Genomic DNA, 14,853 nt, shown 5'->3' with positions numbered 1-14,853 from the left:
AAGCTGTATTTGAAGAAAACAGCTTAGTAATTGTTGTTTCACAATCAAAAGACTGTTTTTTCAATTCACAAATCAACAGTTGTTTTCAGTGATCCAATACGGTGCGGGCTCTACGATGTGCCGTTCGCCAGCCCGGCGAGCATGGCTCACCCAGAGCAAGTGAAAAAATCGGATCAAATACGGCCTCAGCGCTTATCCAGATTGCGCCAACAGCTATTGATTCAATAGCAGTCTAAAGATTCGGCGCCAGCAGCCGCGCCAGCACCTTCTCGTCCATCCCCCGGCGCAGCGCCATGTCGTGCAACTGGTCTTCGCCGATCTTGCCGACGTTGAAATACACGGCGTCAGGGTGGCCGATGTAGAAGCCGCTCACGCTGGCAGCCGGCATCATGGCCAGGCTTTCGGTGAGGCTCATACCGATCTCTTCGGCGTTCAGTACCCGGAACAGGTCTGTCTTGGCGCTGTGGTCGGGGCAGGCGGGGTAGCCGGGCGCGGGGCGGATGCCCTGGTACTTCTCGGCAATCATGTCGTCGTTGCTCAGCTGCTCGGCCGCTGCGTAGCCCCACAGGTCGGTGCGCACGCGCTGGTGCAGGGCCTCGGCGAAGGCCTCAGCCAGGCGGTCAGCCAGGCTCTTGAACATGATGGCCGAGTAGTCGTCCAGCGCGTCGATGAAGGCTTTTTCCTTCTTCTCCACACCCAGGCCCGCCGTCACGGCAAACATGCCCGCGTAGTCGGCAATGCCACTGCTCTTGGGCGCGATGAAGTCGGCCAGGCACCGGCTGGGGCGGGTCACGCCGTCGATCACATGCTTTTCGGCCTGCTGGCGCATGCCGTACCAGGTCATGGCGACCTCGGTGCGGGTGTCGTCGGTGTAGAACTCGATGTCATCGTCGTTCACGGTGTTGGCGGGCAGCAGCGCCATCACGCCACTGGCCGTGAGCCACCGGCCTTCGATGATCTTCTTGAGCATGGCCTGGCCGTCGGCAAACACGCGCGTGGCTTCCACGCCCACCACAGAGTCGGTGAGGATGGCGGGGTACGGGCCGGCCAGGTCCCAGGTCTGGAAGAACGGGCCCCAGTCGATGTAGCGGGCCAGCTCGGCCAGGTCGAAGTTCTTGAACACGCGGCGGCCCAGTGCGCGGGGCACGGTGGGGCGGTAAGTGCTCCAGTCCACCGGCGTCTTGTTGGCGCGGATCTTGGCCAGGGGCCACAGCGGGGTGGCCTTCTTGTTGGCGTGCTGGGTGCGCACCTTGTCGTAGTCGGCATTCACCTCGGCCACGTAGCTCTCGACACCATCGCCCAGCAGGCTTTGCGCCACGCTCACGCTGCGCGAGGCGTCGGGCACGTAGACCACGGGGCCTTCGTAATGCGGGGCGATCTTGACGGCCGTGTGCACGCGCGAGCAGGTGGCGCCGCCGATGAGCAGGGGGATTTTTTTGGTGCGGAAATGCGCGTCCTTCTGCATCTCGCCGGCTACGTACTGCATTTCTTCGAGGCTGGGGGTAATGAGGCCCGACAGGCCGACGATGTCCGCACCCTCTTCCTTGGCCTTGGCCAGGATCTCGTGGCAGGGCACCATCACGCCCATGTTCACCACCTCGAAGTTGTTGCACTGCAAGACCACGGTGACGATGTTCTTGCCGATGTCGTGCACGTCGCCCTTCACCGTGGCGATGATGATCTTGCCCTTGGTCTTCACGTCGCCACCGGCGGCCTCCATCTGCCGCTTTTCCTCTTCGATGTAGGGCAGCAGGTGCGCCACGGCGCTCTTCATCACGCGCGCGCTTTTCACCACCTGGGGCAAGAACATCTTGCCCGCGCCAAACAAATCGCCCACCACGTTCATGCCATCCATCAGCGGGCCTTCGATGACGTGCAGCGGGCGCCCGCCCTTGGCCAGGATGTCGCGGTAGGCTTCTTCGGTGTCCTCGACGATGAAGTCGGTGATGCCGTGCACCAGCGCGTGCGACAGGCGCTCGCCCACGGTCTTGGGGTGCTCCGGCGTGCCACGCCATTCGAGCTTCTTGCTCTCGTCCTTGGCGCCGCTCTTGGCGGTTTCGGCGATCTCGACCAGGCGCTCGCCGGCATCAGGCCGGCGATTGAGCACCACGTCTTCCACGCGCTCGCGCAGCACGGGCTCCAGGTCGTCGTACACGCCCACCATGCCCGCGTTGACGATGCCCATGTCCATGCCCGCTTTGATGGCGTGGAACAGGAACACGGTGTGGATGGCCTCGCGCACCGGGTCGTTGCCACGGAAGGAGAAAGACACGTTCGACACGCCGCCCGACACCTTGGCGCCCGGCAGGTGCTGCTTGATCCAGCGCACGGCCTCAATGAAATCGACGGCGTAGTTGTTGTGCTCTTCAATGCCCGTGGCCACGGCGAAGATGTTGGGGTCGAAGATGATGTCTTCGGGCGGGAAGCCCACCTCGTCGACCAGCACGCGGTAGGCGCGCTCGCAGATTTCGATCTTGCGCTCGTAGGTGTCGGCCTGGCCCTTTTCGTCAAACGCCATCACCACGGCCGCCGCACCGTAGCGCTTGACCAGCCGCGCCTGGCGCTTGAACTCGTCAACGCCCTCCTTCATAGAAATCGAGTTGACGATGCCCTTGCCCTGGATGCAGCGCAGCCCGGCCTCGATCACCTCCCACTTGGAGCTATCGACCATGATGGGCACGCGCGCGATGTCGGGCTCGGAGGCGATCAGCTGCAGAAAGCGCACCATGGCGGCCTTGCTGTCGAGCATGGCCTCGTCCATGTTGATGTCGATGACCTGCGCGCCGTTTTCCACCTGCTGGCGCGCCACGGCCAGGGCTTCTTCGTACTGGCCGTTCAGGATCATGCGCGCGAACGCCTTGGAGCCGGTGACGTTGGTGCGCTCGCCGATGTTGACGAACAGCGTGCCTTCGCCGATGGAGACAGGCTCCAGGCCGGACAGCTTCATGGGTGGGGGCAACGGGATAGCGGACATAAGGCTCACCTGTAGGAACAGCAGAAGAACAGGTGAGCGTCGTTGCGGTGGGGCCTGCGGGGGCTCTTTCGGTACCCAAGCCTGACGGCCACCCGGTTGGGGGGCCGCTGCAACGCTCCTTGGGCAGCGCCGGATTTTACCGGCTTGCCATCACTGCGCGGCAAAGGCGCGGCGCACGGGCCACTTCAGTGGGCGCCTAGGGCCGATGCCGGCAGACCAAACAGGTGGTCGAACACCCAGTTGAAGACAAAGGTGTAGCACAGGAAAAACACGATCAGGCCCAGGTCCATCACGAACGCGTGCCACAGGGTGATGTCGAACCACCAGGCAAACAGCGGCACCAACGTGAAGACCAGCCCCCCCTCGAACCCGATGGCATGCGCCACGCGCCGCGCCACGCTGCGTCCGCGCACCGGCTGGCGCGCCTCCCAGCGCTCGAACGCCCAGTTGAAGACAATGTTCCAGACGATGGCAATCACCGAGGCTGCGACCGCCACCACGCTCGAGTGGCCCGCGCCCTGGCCGCTCAGCAGGGCCAGACCGGCCGTGGCAGCGGCAATGGCGATCAGCTCGTACAGGCTCACATATATCAGTCGGCGCTTGACGCCTTGCAGGCCGAAAAGGGTGGGTTGCTTATCCATAAGGCCTGCACTGTATGTGCCTGTAGCTGATATATAAAGTCAGCTTATTTCAGTTTTATTGATAACCCACGCCCATGGCCTTCTCTTCTGACAGCGTGCAGGTGTTTCTGGCGGCGCTCGACCACGGCTCGTTTTCGGCCGCAGCGCGGGCGCTGTCGCGGGTGCCGTCGGCGGTGAGCATGACCATTGCCCACCTGGAGGCGGAACTGGATGTGCAGCTGTTTGACCGCAGCGGCCGCGAGCCCCGGCCCACGGCGGCGGCGCGCGCGCTGGAGCCCCAGGCCCGGCTGCTGGCGGGACAGCTGCAGCAGCTCAACGCCCAGGCGCTGGCACTCACGCAGGGGCTGGAGGAGCGGCTGACGCTGGCCATTGCCCCCGAGCTGCTGGCCGCCCGCTGGACAGAGCCTCTGGCGGCGCTGGCGCAGGAGCACCCCTTGCTGCAGATCGAGGTGCTGGCCGCCCCCCAGGTGGACGCACTGGCGCTGCTGCACAGCGGCCGCGCGCAGCTGGCGCTGGTGTTCGAGCGGCCCAGCATCGACGGCCGCGAAGGTTTTCAGGAAGTGGGCACCGAAACCCTGGTGGCCGTGATGGCGCCCGACCACGCGGTGCTGCAGGACGCACGCGCCTCGGCTATTGCGCGTGGCGCGCCGCCCGAGCGCGCCATGCTGCGCGAGGAGCACCTGACCACCACGCGCCAGATCGTGGTGGCCAGCCGCGACCTGGCGCAGACCGACCCGCGTTTCGTGTTTGCCCGCCACCACTGGCGCACCGACAACCACCTGGCCGCCTTGGGCCTGATCGAAGCCGGGCTGGGCTGGGGCTGGCAGCCGCGCGCGCTGGTGCAGCCGCGCATCGAGGCCGGCCGCTTGATCGAGATGCCGTTTGAAAACCTGAGCAACGGCACTGCGCTGTGGGTGGATGTGGTGTGGTCCAAGGAGCGGCCCCTGGGCCTGGGCGCGGCCCGCTTTGTGGCGCTGATGCGGGACAGCGCGGCACGGCGGAACACGCCGGATGGCATGGCAGGCTGACGTAAAAAATCTGGTCAAAAGTGCCTCCAGCGCATATCCAGCAAGCGCCATAAGCTATTATTTTTGCAGCAAATACAGGCGCCCCGGGCCCGAACGGTGAGCGTACTGTGCCGACAAACCCGCTGGCCGACCGCGTGGTGCGCGGTGTACGCTGACAAGCCGCGTGCGCTGATGCGGCACCGCCATCACTTCAAGGAGTCCCTGTGCCAGACACCGCCTCGCCCGCCGCCATCTTTTCTGCCCGCGACAAGACCACTGCACAGCGCTGGGCGCGCTGCCAGCCCGGCGCGCCCCGCCTGCCGGGCGAGCCCGGCAAGGCAGCAACGCTGTTCTCGCTGGATTCGCTGGACCCCGCTGCCAAGCCGTTTTCGGGCGGCAACAAGACCGATGACAAGGCCGCCGTCGAAGCCCTGGCCGAGGAGCTGGATGTGCTGCAGAACCTCTTCTACGCCGACCGCCGCTACAAGCTGCTGGTGGTGCTGCAGGGCACCGACACCTCGGGCAAGGACGGCACCATCCGCGGCGTCTTTGGCCGCATGAGCGCACTGGGCGTGCACGCCGTGGGCTGGAAGGCGCCGACCGAGACCGAGCGCGCCCACGATTACCTCTGGCGCATTCACCAGCAGGTGCCGCAGGCGGGCGACATCACCGTGTTCAACCGCAGCCACTATGAAGACGTGCTGGTTCCCGTGGTCAACGGCTGGATCACGCCCGCGCAGCAGCAGCAGCGTCTGGCGCACATCAACGACTTCGAGCGCATGCTCAGCGAGACGGGCACCATCGTGCTCAAGTTCCTGCTGCACATCGGTTTTGACGAGCAGCGCGAACGGCTGCAGGAGCGCCTGGACGACCCTACCAAACACTGGAAGTTCAGCATGGGCGACATCGAGGTGCGCAAGCAGTGGGCCGACTACCGCCGCGCCTACGACACGCTGCTGAACGCCACCCACACCCCGTGGGCGCCCTGGACCATCGTGCCCGCCAATTCCAAAACCCACCGCAACCTGATGATTGCCACGGTGCTGCGCGAGGTGCTGCAGAACCTGGACTTGCGCTACCCCCCCGGGGATTCGGCGCTGGAGCACTTCACGGTGGAGTGAGGCTTTTCTCATACCCCGTCAGGGGCTGCGAGTTACGGCGGGGGTGCGATCGGCTCAAGTGAGCTTGTGCCCGCAGTGATCGCAGAAGCGGTCTGTGGGCTCCACGGCGCCACGGCACTGCGGGCAGGTGGGGGTGACTGCCGGGGCCAAAGGGGCTGAAGGGGCTGCTGCGGCGGCAAACCCGGCGGCCGCCTCCACGGACCCTGCTGCCTGTGCAGCAACCGGCGCCACCACCGGGGCCGATGCTGCCGGCACGGGGACCGCATCGGCCGCTGGGGCGCGTGCCTTGTCCTTCATCTCCTGAACCTTGGCATTCACGTCCTGGAGCTTCTCGTCAGTGGCTTCGCGGAGCTTGTGCAGATCGACCCGCGCAGAAAACTCGCACCAGGTCAGTACGCCCACCATCAGCGGCAACAGCAACACAAAGGCCGTGGCCAGCGCAAACACGAGCGAAAAGCCGATGCCTGCACCCACCATGTGGCCGCCGATGCCGTAGCCTGCCAGCATGCCCGGGTGAAACTGCATGCCCACACCCATGACGGAGGCCCCCACGCCCGCCACCGTGAAGGCGGCAAACGACACCACCCCCATCAGCATCGAGGCGAACACCGCACACAGCAGCACGCCACCCACGATCTTGCCGATGGCGGCAAACGGGTACTGGCGCGTGATGTGCCAGGCGATCGACAGGGAATGCAGCACCCGCTCGCCGTCCCAGATGGCGGGCCCGGCGATGGAGGTGGCGACATACCAGGCCACCAGGGCGGCGGCCACCACCAGCACCGCAACCGGCACCGCCACCACCAGCAGCACCGGCCCCAGCACCGGGATCTTGCACACAAAAAACACCACGGCCAGGCACAGCAGCACGGCCAGCGCCGCCAGCACCATGAGCAGGCCCGCGCCCAGCAACTTGGGCAGGCACGCCAGCCCGGCCACCAGGTAGCGGGTGGGACTGCGGTAGGGGCGCTGGCGCGCCAGGTCGGTCAGGCAGATGCCAGCGCCGCTGGTGCCCGCCAGCGCAATCACAAACGCCACGATGGACATCACCAGCGGAAACACCCAGCCCAGCCGGGCCATGAAGCCGCCGAGCGCAAAGACCAGTGCAGCCGCCAGAAAAGATGCGGCCATCACGCCCAGCGCGGGCCAGCAGGTCAGCGCCTCGGGCAGGCGAAAGATGGAGTATTGGCCGTCTGCATTCCATAGCGGTGTTTTCATGGTGTTTCCCTCGTCGTCGTTGTTGTGATGTGAATGCGGATCAGTTGTTGTGGAGCTCGTCGTTGCGCTGGCCCAGCGGGCACTCGGGCACCTTGCCCCAGTGGTTGCCGCAGTGGCGGTGGCGCACGCGCACCACACACATGCCCTTGCCCAGCATGTGGGCCTCGCCATCGCACTGGCGCAGGTCGGCGCGCAACGGGGCCAGCGGGTCGGGCGGCGGCAGGGGCGCGGCGGCCACCGGCGCCGCAGCGGGCGTCGTTGCTGCGGCGGGGCCCGAGAGGCTGGCCGGTGCCGGTGCGCGCGAGCCCGGGTGCTGCCAGGGAGGATCGTTGCTGTCGCCAGGGGCGGGCCGGGGCCGCGGAGGTGCAGGGCGGGCAGGGGCGCTGGCCACTGCAGAGGGCGCCGCGGCCACCGCCGGGTCGGGTACCAGCGCAACCGCCGGTTCTGCCGGGGCGGGCCCTGCGGGTTCGGCCGCCTCCGTGATGATGTCTTCATCGGGCGTTCGGGCCACCGTGGGGGCGGTGGCCTCCGCAGGAGCTGCCACCGGCACCGAAGCGGCCGCCGGCGCATCGCGCAGCAGCCACCAGGCCAGCGCGCCCACCAGCGCAACACCGGCCACTGCCACCCCGGCATACAGAGCGGTCGGGCGGCGGGCGGGTAGGGTCTCTTCGAGGTCCTCCACGCTCAGTGGCGCGTCTGGCTGTAGCCCAGCAGATGGCTGTTGCGCTCCGGGGAACACTGCTGGTGCTGGTGCTGGTGCTGGTGCTGGTGCGGCAGCGGGCGGCGGCACGGGCTCCTGAACCGGCGCTTCCACGGCCGCTTCTGCGGGCGCGGGCGCGGGCACTGGCAACGGCAACGCGCCCAGCGTGCCTCCGCAGCTCTTGCAATGCCGGGCACCGTCCCGATTGACGGCCGTGCAGGCCGGACAGATCACACTCATTCAATCCCCTTGTGGCCCAAGAGCCAGGTCAAAGTCGTTTGGAGTCAGACAAAGAGAAGGCACGCGGCATGGAGCCCTGTGCGCACCGGTTCACCGCACCGGGCAGTCCGCGCGGGGCGGGTGGAGTCTATCGACCAAATGTTAGGGATTGGTAACAAGCGCAAGCGTGGCGTGAGCCGTGTTGCCAGCGCACGCAGGTTTCCGGCGCAATGCTGTCCACCCGCAGCGCTGAGGTGCGCAGTGGCCGCCAGCCCCCAGACCCATGCTGTAAACGCATAACCCGCAAACACTCCGGCCTTAGACAGCCTGCGGCGGCAGGCATAAGCTTTGTGGCTTGAACAGATCCCACAAGGAATTTCACATGTCTTCATCCACAGGCGCCGCCGGCACCACCCCCGCCAGCGCTGCGCACACCCTGCCGTCCTACCTTGACGCCACCCACCTCGGCCCCTGGGGCAACTACCTGCAGCAGGTGGACCGTGTCACGCCGTACCTGGGCAATCTGGCCCGCTGGGTGGAGACGCTCAAGCGCCCCAAGCGCATCCTGATCGTGGACGTACCGATCGAGATGGACAACGGCACCATCGCACACTTCGAGGGCTACCGCGTGCAGCACAACCTGAGCCGTGGGCCCGGCAAGGGCGGCGTGCGTTTTCACCAGGACGTGACGCTGTCGGAAGTGATGGCCCTGTCGGCCTGGATGTCGATCAAGAACGCGGCGGTGAACGTGCCCTACGGCGGCGCCAAGGGCGGTATCCGTGTGGACCCCAAGAAGCTGTCGATGGGTGAGCTGGAGCGCCTGACGCGCCGCTACACCAGCGAGATCGGCCTGCTCATCGGCCCCTCCAAGGACATCCCCGCACCCGACGTGAACACCAACGGCCAGATCATGGCCTGGATGATGGACACCTACTCCATGAACGTGGGCGCCACCGCCACCGGCGTGGTCACCGGCAAGCCGGTGGACCTGGGCGGCTCGCTGGGGCGCGTGGAGGCCACGGGCCGAGGGGTGTACACCGTGGGTGTGGAAGCCGCCAAGCTGACCGGCCTGCCCATTGAAGGCGCGCGCATCGCCGTGCAGGGCTTTGGCAACGTGGGCGGTACTGCGGGCAAGCTGTTTGCCGATGCGGGCGCCAAGGTGGTGGCCGTGCAGGACCACACCGGCACCATCATCAACAAGAACGGCCTCGACGTTGCCGCCCTGCTGGACCACGTGAAGCAACGCGGGGGCGTGGGCGGCTTTGCCGGCGCAGAGGCGCTGGCCAATGACGACTTCTGGGCGGTGGACTGCGAGATCCTGATCCCCGCCGCGCTGGAAGGCCAGATCACCAAGGACAACGCGGGCAAGATCAAGGCCAGGATGGTGATCGAAGGCGCCAACGGCCCCACCACCACCGAGGCCGACGACATCCTGCACGACAAGGGCGTGCTGGTGCTGCCCGACGTGATCGCCAACGCGGGCGGCGTGACGGTGAGCTACTTCGAATGGGTGCAGGATTTCTCCAGCTTCTTCTGGAGCGAGGACGAGATCAACGCGCGCCTGGTGCGCATCATGCAAGAGGCTTTCGCGGGCGTATGGAATGTGGCGCAGGAGCACAAGGTGAGCCTGCGCACCGCCACCTTCATCGTGGCCTGCCAGCGCATCCTGCATGCGCGCGAAATGCGCGGGCTGTATCCCTGACCCCCTGAGCGGCTGCGCCGCTTCCCCCGGAGGAGGACGCACCCGGTGGCCTGGCAGAGCCAGTTCCACGGGTGCGCTGGTTTTGGCGACGCTCCCTTTGCGTTGTCAGCGCCACACAAACCGCTCACGCTGAGCTTGTCGAAGCGCCGCGCAAGGCTTCGACGGGCTCAGCCCGAACGGTAGGGATATGCATCAGGAGGGGTCTATCACCTCATTCAGGCAGACAGGACCACAAACCACCGTCAGCCGCCGCGATCCGGCCCTGGCGGTTTTTTGTGGGCACGGTTGTTTGTTGCGTGGTCAGGCCGGCAGCACCGGCCCCACCGGCTCGGGCGGCAGAACCCCGTGCATCGCCAGGCAGAACGGCTGCACGCACGCAGCCCGCGCGGCGTAAGGGCAGCCCACTGTATCGCACAGGCCCGACGCACCATTGCGCGCACGCTCGTCCTCGCGCGGCACCTGGCCGCTGGCTTGCAGCACGGCCATCTGCGTCCAGGGGTCCAGCCGGCCTGTGGTCGCCTGCTGCAGCATCTCGCGCCCATAAACGGTGGCGGCGAGTTGCGGTTGCAGGTCCAGCACCAGCAGCGCACTGGTGCGCGGCGCAGCCGCCTCCATGCCCTGCAGCACCAGGGCCATCACGCTGGATTGCAGCGCCTGCCCGCCACCGGCAAAGGGCACTTGCAACGCACCCGCGGCGCTGGTCTGCGCCGCTGCCCCCAACCCTGCAGTCTGCGCCTGCTGCGCAGCGAGCCACGGGACCGGTGCGCGCAAGGTGAGCGCCATGCCACGTGGCCCCTCGGGCGTCAACACCACGCCCTGGCGCACCAGCCAGGTCTGCAGCGGGGGCTGATCGGCATCCAGCGCGCCACTCTCCAGCGCCTGGGCCATCCCGATGGGCCAGGGCTGCGCAGCCACCACGCGCTGCGGAACGCCCGCCTGCGCCGTCACCTGCGCCACCAGCGTGCTGACCAGACGCAGCAGCGGTGCGCCCAGCCCTGACGTGGGCCAGGCCGCACCGCGCAGCGCCGACGCACCCGACGTGGTGGCCGAACCTGAAGGCTGCGACGCGGCTTGAGCACCGCTGGGCAGCGCCGGAGGTGCCGCCCGCAACGCGCCATCACCCCGCGCGCCCTGCAAACCGCTATTGGCTGCGCCGCCACCCCGTGGGTCAAACCCCGCAGCCAACTGCTCGCGCGCCTGCGGTGAAATGCTTGCCTTGTCGGCCGGTGTGGGCAGCGGCCCGGCGGGCGGACTGGGGGATGCGACCGAAGGCGGCGGAGCGCTGGGGTCGGCCCCCGAAAGCGGAGCGGGCGCTGCGACAGGCCCGGGTTTATCCGGCCCCAGCAAAGCAGACTGCCGCTGCGACGCCGCCTCGGCGAGGAACTGGGCCACGGGAGGCAAGGCGGAGCGAGAGGGGTCGATGGGGAGGGCCATGCGGGATTCTGAAGCGAATCAACCGCAGTGAACAGACCGTTCAGGCCAACATCGCAGGCTCAGTATTCCCCACAACAGGCTGCGACTCCATCACCTTCGCCAACAACGCCCCGCTATACCGCCCAGCCAGCGGTATCCACACTCGCACCGGGCTGCCCTGCGCCACGGCCACGCTCTGGCCTTCCACGTTGCGCATCTCCTGCAGCCGCACAGTGACATTCCCACTCGGGTGCACCACCTCAATCAGGTCGCCCACGGCAAAGTGGTTCTTGGTCTCCACCTGCACCCAGTCGCCCTGCAAACCCACTTCGGCCTGACCCTCGGCACTCAGCACTTCGCCCACATACTGGCTGCGCTGCGTGGCCGAGTGGCCGTTGATGTAGTTCTGGTAGTCGTTGCTCGGGCGGCGCTCCAGCAGGCCGCCGGTATAGCCGCGGTTGGACAGGCCTTCCAGCTCAATCAGCAGCTCGGGGTTGAAGGGGCGGCCGGCCACAGCGTCGTCAATCGCGCGACGGTACACCTGGGCGGTGCGGGCCACGTAGTACAGGCTCTTGGTGCGGCCTTCGATCTTGAGCGAGTCCACGCCGATCTGCGCCAGGCGCGCCACATGCTCCACCGCGCGCAGGTCCTTGCTGTTCATGATGTAGGTGCCGTGCTCGTCTTCCATGATGGGCATCATTTGCCCTGGGCGGCCCGCCTCTTCGATCAGGTACACCTTGTCGGCCTTGGGGTGGCGCTCGCCGCTGCCGGTGGTCGATGCAAAGGCTTGTTCGGCCTTTTGCTGCGCGGCTTCGAAGTTGAAGTCGCCTTCCATCTTTTGCGCAATGGCCTCGCCCGTGGTGGGGTCGATGTCGGCGTCGTGCGTGGCGTAGTTCCAGCGGCAGGCGTTGGTGCAGGTGCCCTGGTTGGGGTCGCGGTGGTTGAAGTAGCCACTCAGCAAACAGCGGCCCGAATACGCAATGCACAGCGCGCCGTGCACGAACACTTCCAGCTCCATGTCGGGGCATTCCTGGCGGATTTTTTCGATCTCGTCCAGGCTCAGTTCGCGCGAGAGGATGATGCGCTCCACGCCCATCTTCTGCCAGAACTTCACCGCCGCCCAGTTGGTGGTGTTGGCCTGCACCGATAGGTGCACCACCTGCTCGGGCCACTTTTCCTTGACCATCATGATCAGGCCCGCGTCGGCCATGATGAGGGCGTCGGGTTGGCAGTCGATCACGGGTTCGATGTCGCGCAGGTAGGTGCGGATCTTGTCGTTGTGCGCGATCAGGTTGCTGGTGACAAAGAACTTCTTGCCGCGCGCGTGCGCCTCGTCAATGCCTTGCTTGATCTGCTCCAGGCGGAACTCGTTGTTGCGCGCACGCAAGGAATAGCGCGGCTGGCCTGCGTACACCGCGTCGGCGCCAAAGTCGTAGGCGGCGCGCATCTTGTCGAGCGAGCCAGCGGGCAGGAGGAGTTCGGGGGCTTTGAGCGTGGTCATGGGGTGGCCCAATCTAAAAATCGTCGGTGTCAGGTTCAGCGGGGCATGGCGGGCATCAGCGGCAAGCCCGCCAGCATGCCCACGGCCTGCGCAGGGAACTCTTCGGCATCAAACGCCTTGTCGCCATCGGCGTCCTGCACTCCGTTGGGCACCAGGCCCTTGAAGTCGAACTGGCGCGGGTCCATGAAGTGCGAGGGCACCAGGTTGCGCAGCGCCACCGCCATGTTCTCGATGCGGCCAGGGTAGAGCTGCTGCCAGTCGCGCAGCATCTGGCCGATCTGCTTGCGCTGCAGGTTCTCCTGGCTGCCGCACAGCGTGCAGGGAATGATGGGGAAGTTGCGGATCTCGGCCCAGCGGGTCAGGTCGTCTTCGGCCACGTAGGCCAGCGGGCGGATGATGAGGTGGTCGCCCCGGTCGCTTTGCACCTTGGGCGGCATGCCCTTGAGCTTGCCGCCAAAGAACATGTTGAGGAAGAACGTCTGCAGCATGTCGTCGCGGTGGTGGCCCAGGGCGATCTTGGTGGCACCCAGCTCGTCGGCCACGCGGTACAGAATGCCCCGGCGCAGGCGGCTGCACAGGCTGCACATGGTCTTGCCTTCGGGGATGTGCTCCTTGACGACGCTGTAGGTGTCCTGCGTTTCGATGTGGAAAGGCACGCCGACCTGGGTCAAATACTCGGGCAGCACATGGGCCGGAAAGCCCGGCTGCTTCTGGTCCAGGTTGACGGCGATCAGCTCGAACTTGTGGCCGTTGCGCTGCTGCAGCATCCGCAGCACGTCCAGCATGGCGTAGCTGTCCTTACCGCCAGACACACACACCATCACCTTGTCGCCGTCTTCGATCAGGCCGAAATCCGTGATGGACTGGGCGACCTGGCGAACCAGGCGCTTTTCAAGCTTGAGCGCGGCGTGGGCGGCGGCTTTTTGAGCAGCATCGTCGGCAGGTGCCGTGTCGGCGGGCAAGATAGCGTTGTCGATCATGGTGGGCTGCCTGGAACGGCACTGCGTTGCCGCACTTCAGAGCGGCAACAATTGCTATTAATTAGATAGCACCTGGCGCTTGACCATCAAGCGCCAGGTGCCAATTTTCCTACAAACCGTTCATTCAGCGCGAATCTCTCACCCTTGGGTGGGCGTTGCAAAACCTGCAGCGCGCGAAACCGGCGCGGCCCAGACCAAAGGCCGCCGCGCAAGGGCCGCCCCGCCGCGCTGGCGGCGTCCCCCTTGGGGGAAGGCGCCGCAGGCGACTCAGGGGGGCAGCTACTCTAGGCTTCGGCGGGATAGAACATCTTGCGCGTGGGCACGTTCTCTACCGCCTTCGCAATCGCCCCAATATGGTCCGGCGTGGTGCCGCAGCAGCCGCCCAGAATGTTCACCAGCCCCTCGGCGGCGAACTCGTGCACCAGGCGGCTGGTGATTTCGGGCGTTTCGTCAAAACCGGTGTCGCTCATGGGGTTGGGCAGGCCGGCGTTGGGGTAGCAGCTGATGAAGGTGTCCTCGGCCACGCGGTTCAGTTCCTGGATGTAGGGGCGCATCAGCGTGGCACCCAGGGCGCAATTGAGGCCAATGGCCAGCGGGCGGGAATGGCGCACGCTGTGCCAGAAGGCCGTGACCGTCTGGCCCGAGAGGATGCGGCCCGAGGCATCAGTGACCGTGCCGCTGATGATGAGCGGCAGACGCTCGCCGCTGTTTTCAAAAAATTCGTCGATGGCGAACAGCGCGGCCTTGGCGTTGAGCGTGTCAAAAATCGTCTCGACCAGCAGCACGTCGGCGCCGCCTTCCACCAGCGCCTCGACCTGCTCGTAATAGGCCGCACGCAGCTGCTCAAAGTCGACATTGCGCGCGCCGGGGTCGTTCACGTCGGGGCTGATGCTGGCCGTCTTGGGCGTGGGGCCCAGGGCGCCGGCCACGAAGCGGGGCTTGTCGGGCGTGCTGTATTTGTCGCAGGCGGCACGCGCCAGCTGGGCCGAGCGCAGGTTCATCTCGCGCGCCAGGTGGGCCATCTTGTAGTCTTCTTGCGCCACGGTGGTAGCGCCGAAGGTGTTGGTTTCGATCAGGTCGGCGCCGGCGGCCAGATAGCGCTCGTGGATGTCACGGATCACGTCAGGCCGCGTGATGCTGAGCAGCTCGTTGTTGCCCTTCACATCGCGCGGAAAGTCCTTGAACCGGTCGCCCGCGCCATCGGGCCCGCTGTAGCCCTCGCCCCGGTACTGCGCCTCGCCCAGCTTGAAGCGCTGGATCATGGTGCCCATGGCGCCGTCGAGGATGACGATGCGTTGGGCGAGGATGGCGGGCAGTTGCGCGGCGCGCGTGTAGTGAAGGGCTTGCATAGGGCGCTATTGTAGAAAGCCGGGCTAA

General features: G+C 66.3%; 11 protein-coding genes and 1 riboswitch. Of the genes, 3 read left to right on the top strand and 8 right to left on the bottom strand.

What is annotated here, in order from left to right; translation table 11 throughout:
• Positions 1 to 232 precede the first annotated feature (232 nt).
• The gene (gene metH, locus AAFF19_RS02155; protein ID WP_342721178.1) at positions 233 to 2,974 is read right to left on the bottom strand and encodes a methionine synthase; all 2,742 of its coding nucleotides are present in this window, start codon (positions 2,972 to 2,974) and stop codon (positions 233 to 235) included.
• 27 nt (positions 2,975 to 3,001) lie between these two features.
• A riboswitch (S-adenosyl-L-homocysteine riboswitch) is annotated at positions 3,002 to 3,101 on the bottom strand.
• 58 nt (positions 3,102 to 3,159) lie between these two features.
• Positions 3,160 to 3,615 carry a PACE efflux transporter gene (locus AAFF19_RS02150; RefSeq protein ID WP_008903710.1) on the bottom strand — a complete coding sequence of 152 codons (456 nt, stop codon included), beginning with the start codon at positions 3,613 to 3,615 and terminating at the stop codon, positions 3,160 to 3,162.
• A 74-nt stretch (positions 3,616 to 3,689) separates the two neighbouring features.
• On the opposite strand from AAFF19_RS02150, the gene AAFF19_RS02145 reads away from it, so the two are divergent.
• Together AAFF19_RS02145 and AAFF19_RS02140 are read left to right on the top strand one after the other, a co-directional pair.
• Entirely contained in the window at positions 3,690 to 4,643 is a 954-nt protein-coding gene (locus AAFF19_RS02145; RefSeq protein ID WP_182119291.1) for a LysR family transcriptional regulator, read from the top strand.
• Between the two features lie 203 nt (positions 4,644 to 4,846).
• Entirely contained in the window at positions 4,847 to 5,743 is an 897-nt protein-coding gene (locus AAFF19_RS02140; RefSeq protein WP_182119292.1) for a PPK2 family polyphosphate kinase, read from the top strand.
• Between the two features lie 54 nt (positions 5,744 to 5,797).
• On the opposite strand, the gene AAFF19_RS02135 is transcribed toward AAFF19_RS02140, so the two are convergent.
• A complete protein-coding gene (locus tag AAFF19_RS02135) occupies positions 5,798 to 6,961 on the bottom strand; it encodes a zinc ribbon domain-containing protein (RefSeq protein ID WP_342721177.1) in 1,164 nt (387 codons plus the stop codon).
• Positions 6,962 to 7,001: 40 nt separating this feature from the next.
• Positions 7,002 to 7,901 carry a hypothetical protein gene (locus AAFF19_RS02130; RefSeq protein ID WP_342721176.1) on the bottom strand — a complete coding sequence of 300 codons (900 nt, stop codon included), beginning with the start codon at positions 7,899 to 7,901 and terminating at the stop codon, positions 7,002 to 7,004.
• A gap of 361 nt (positions 7,902 to 8,262) precedes the next feature.
• Between AAFF19_RS02130 and AAFF19_RS02125 the strand changes: the two genes are divergently transcribed.
• Positions 8,263 to 9,582, top strand: a complete 1,320-nt coding sequence (locus AAFF19_RS02125; RefSeq protein ID WP_182119295.1) for a Glu/Leu/Phe/Val dehydrogenase — start codon at positions 8,263 to 8,265, stop codon at positions 9,580 to 9,582.
• A gap of 300 nt (positions 9,583 to 9,882) precedes the next feature.
• On the opposite strand, the gene AAFF19_RS02120 is transcribed toward AAFF19_RS02125, so the two are convergent.
• From AAFF19_RS02120 to AAFF19_RS02105, 4 genes are all read right to left on the bottom strand, one after another.
• Complete coding sequence (locus tag AAFF19_RS02120) at positions 9,883 to 11,016, bottom strand: hypothetical protein (protein WP_342721175.1); 1,134 nt, start codon at positions 11,014 to 11,016, stop codon at positions 9,883 to 9,885.
• A gap of 40 nt (positions 11,017 to 11,056) precedes the next feature.
• Positions 11,057 to 12,496, bottom strand: coding sequence for a tRNA 5-hydroxyuridine modification protein YegQ (gene yegQ / locus AAFF19_RS02115; RefSeq protein WP_342721174.1), 1,440 nt, complete (start codon positions 12,494 to 12,496; stop codon positions 11,057 to 11,059).
• Between the two features lie 35 nt (positions 12,497 to 12,531).
• Positions 12,532 to 13,476, bottom strand: coding sequence for a tRNA 2-thiocytidine(32) synthetase TtcA (ttcA, locus tag AAFF19_RS02110; protein WP_342721173.1), 945 nt, complete (start codon positions 13,474 to 13,476; stop codon positions 12,532 to 12,534).
• 284 nt (positions 13,477 to 13,760) lie between these two features.
• Positions 13,761 to 14,825: a homocysteine S-methyltransferase family protein gene (locus AAFF19_RS02105; protein ID WP_342721172.1), complete on the bottom strand. Its 1,065-nt coding sequence runs from the start codon at positions 14,823 to 14,825 to the stop codon at positions 13,761 to 13,763.
• Positions 14,826 to 14,853 lie beyond the last annotated feature (28 nt).

This window comes from Acidovorax sp. FHTAMBA (genome assembly GCF_038958875.1).
Taxonomy (GTDB): Bacteria; Pseudomonadota; Gammaproteobacteria; order Burkholderiales; family Burkholderiaceae_C; genus Acidovorax.
The sequence above is the reverse complement of the archived record's forward strand: the minus strand, read 5'-3'. Positions and strand labels throughout refer to the sequence as shown.

Coding starts and splice junctions, on each gene's coding strand:
- metH (WP_342721178.1), bottom strand. CDS start 2,974: ATGTCCGCTATCCCGTTGCCCCCACCCATGAAGCTGTCCGGCCTGGAG.
- AAFF19_RS02150 (WP_008903710.1), bottom strand. CDS start 3,615: ATGGATAAGCAACCCACCCTTTTCGGCCTGCAAGGCGTCAAGCGCCGA.
- AAFF19_RS02145 (WP_182119291.1), top strand. CDS start 3,690: ATGGCCTTCTCTTCTGACAGCGTGCAGGTGTTTCTGGCGGCGCTCGAC.
- AAFF19_RS02135 (WP_342721177.1), bottom strand. CDS start 6,961: ATGAAAACACCGCTATGGAATGCAGACGGCCAATACTCCATCTTTCGC.
- AAFF19_RS02130 (WP_342721176.1), bottom strand. CDS start 7,901: ATGAGTGTGATCTGTCCGGCCTGCACGGCCGTCAATCGGGACGGTGCC.
- AAFF19_RS02125 (WP_182119295.1), top strand. CDS start 8,263: ATGTCTTCATCCACAGGCGCCGCCGGCACCACCCCCGCCAGCGCTGCG.
- AAFF19_RS02120 (WP_342721175.1), bottom strand. CDS start 11,016: ATGGCCCTCCCCATCGACCCCTCTCGCTCCGCCTTGCCTCCCGTGGCC.
- yegQ (WP_342721174.1), bottom strand. CDS start 12,496: ATGACCACGCTCAAAGCCCCCGAACTCCTCCTGCCCGCTGGCTCGCTC.
- ttcA (WP_342721173.1), bottom strand. CDS start 13,476: ATGATCGACAACGCTATCTTGCCCGCCGACACGGCACCTGCCGACGAT.
- AAFF19_RS02105 (WP_342721172.1), bottom strand. CDS start 14,825: ATGCAAGCCCTTCACTACACGCGCGCCGCGCAACTGCCCGCCATCCTC.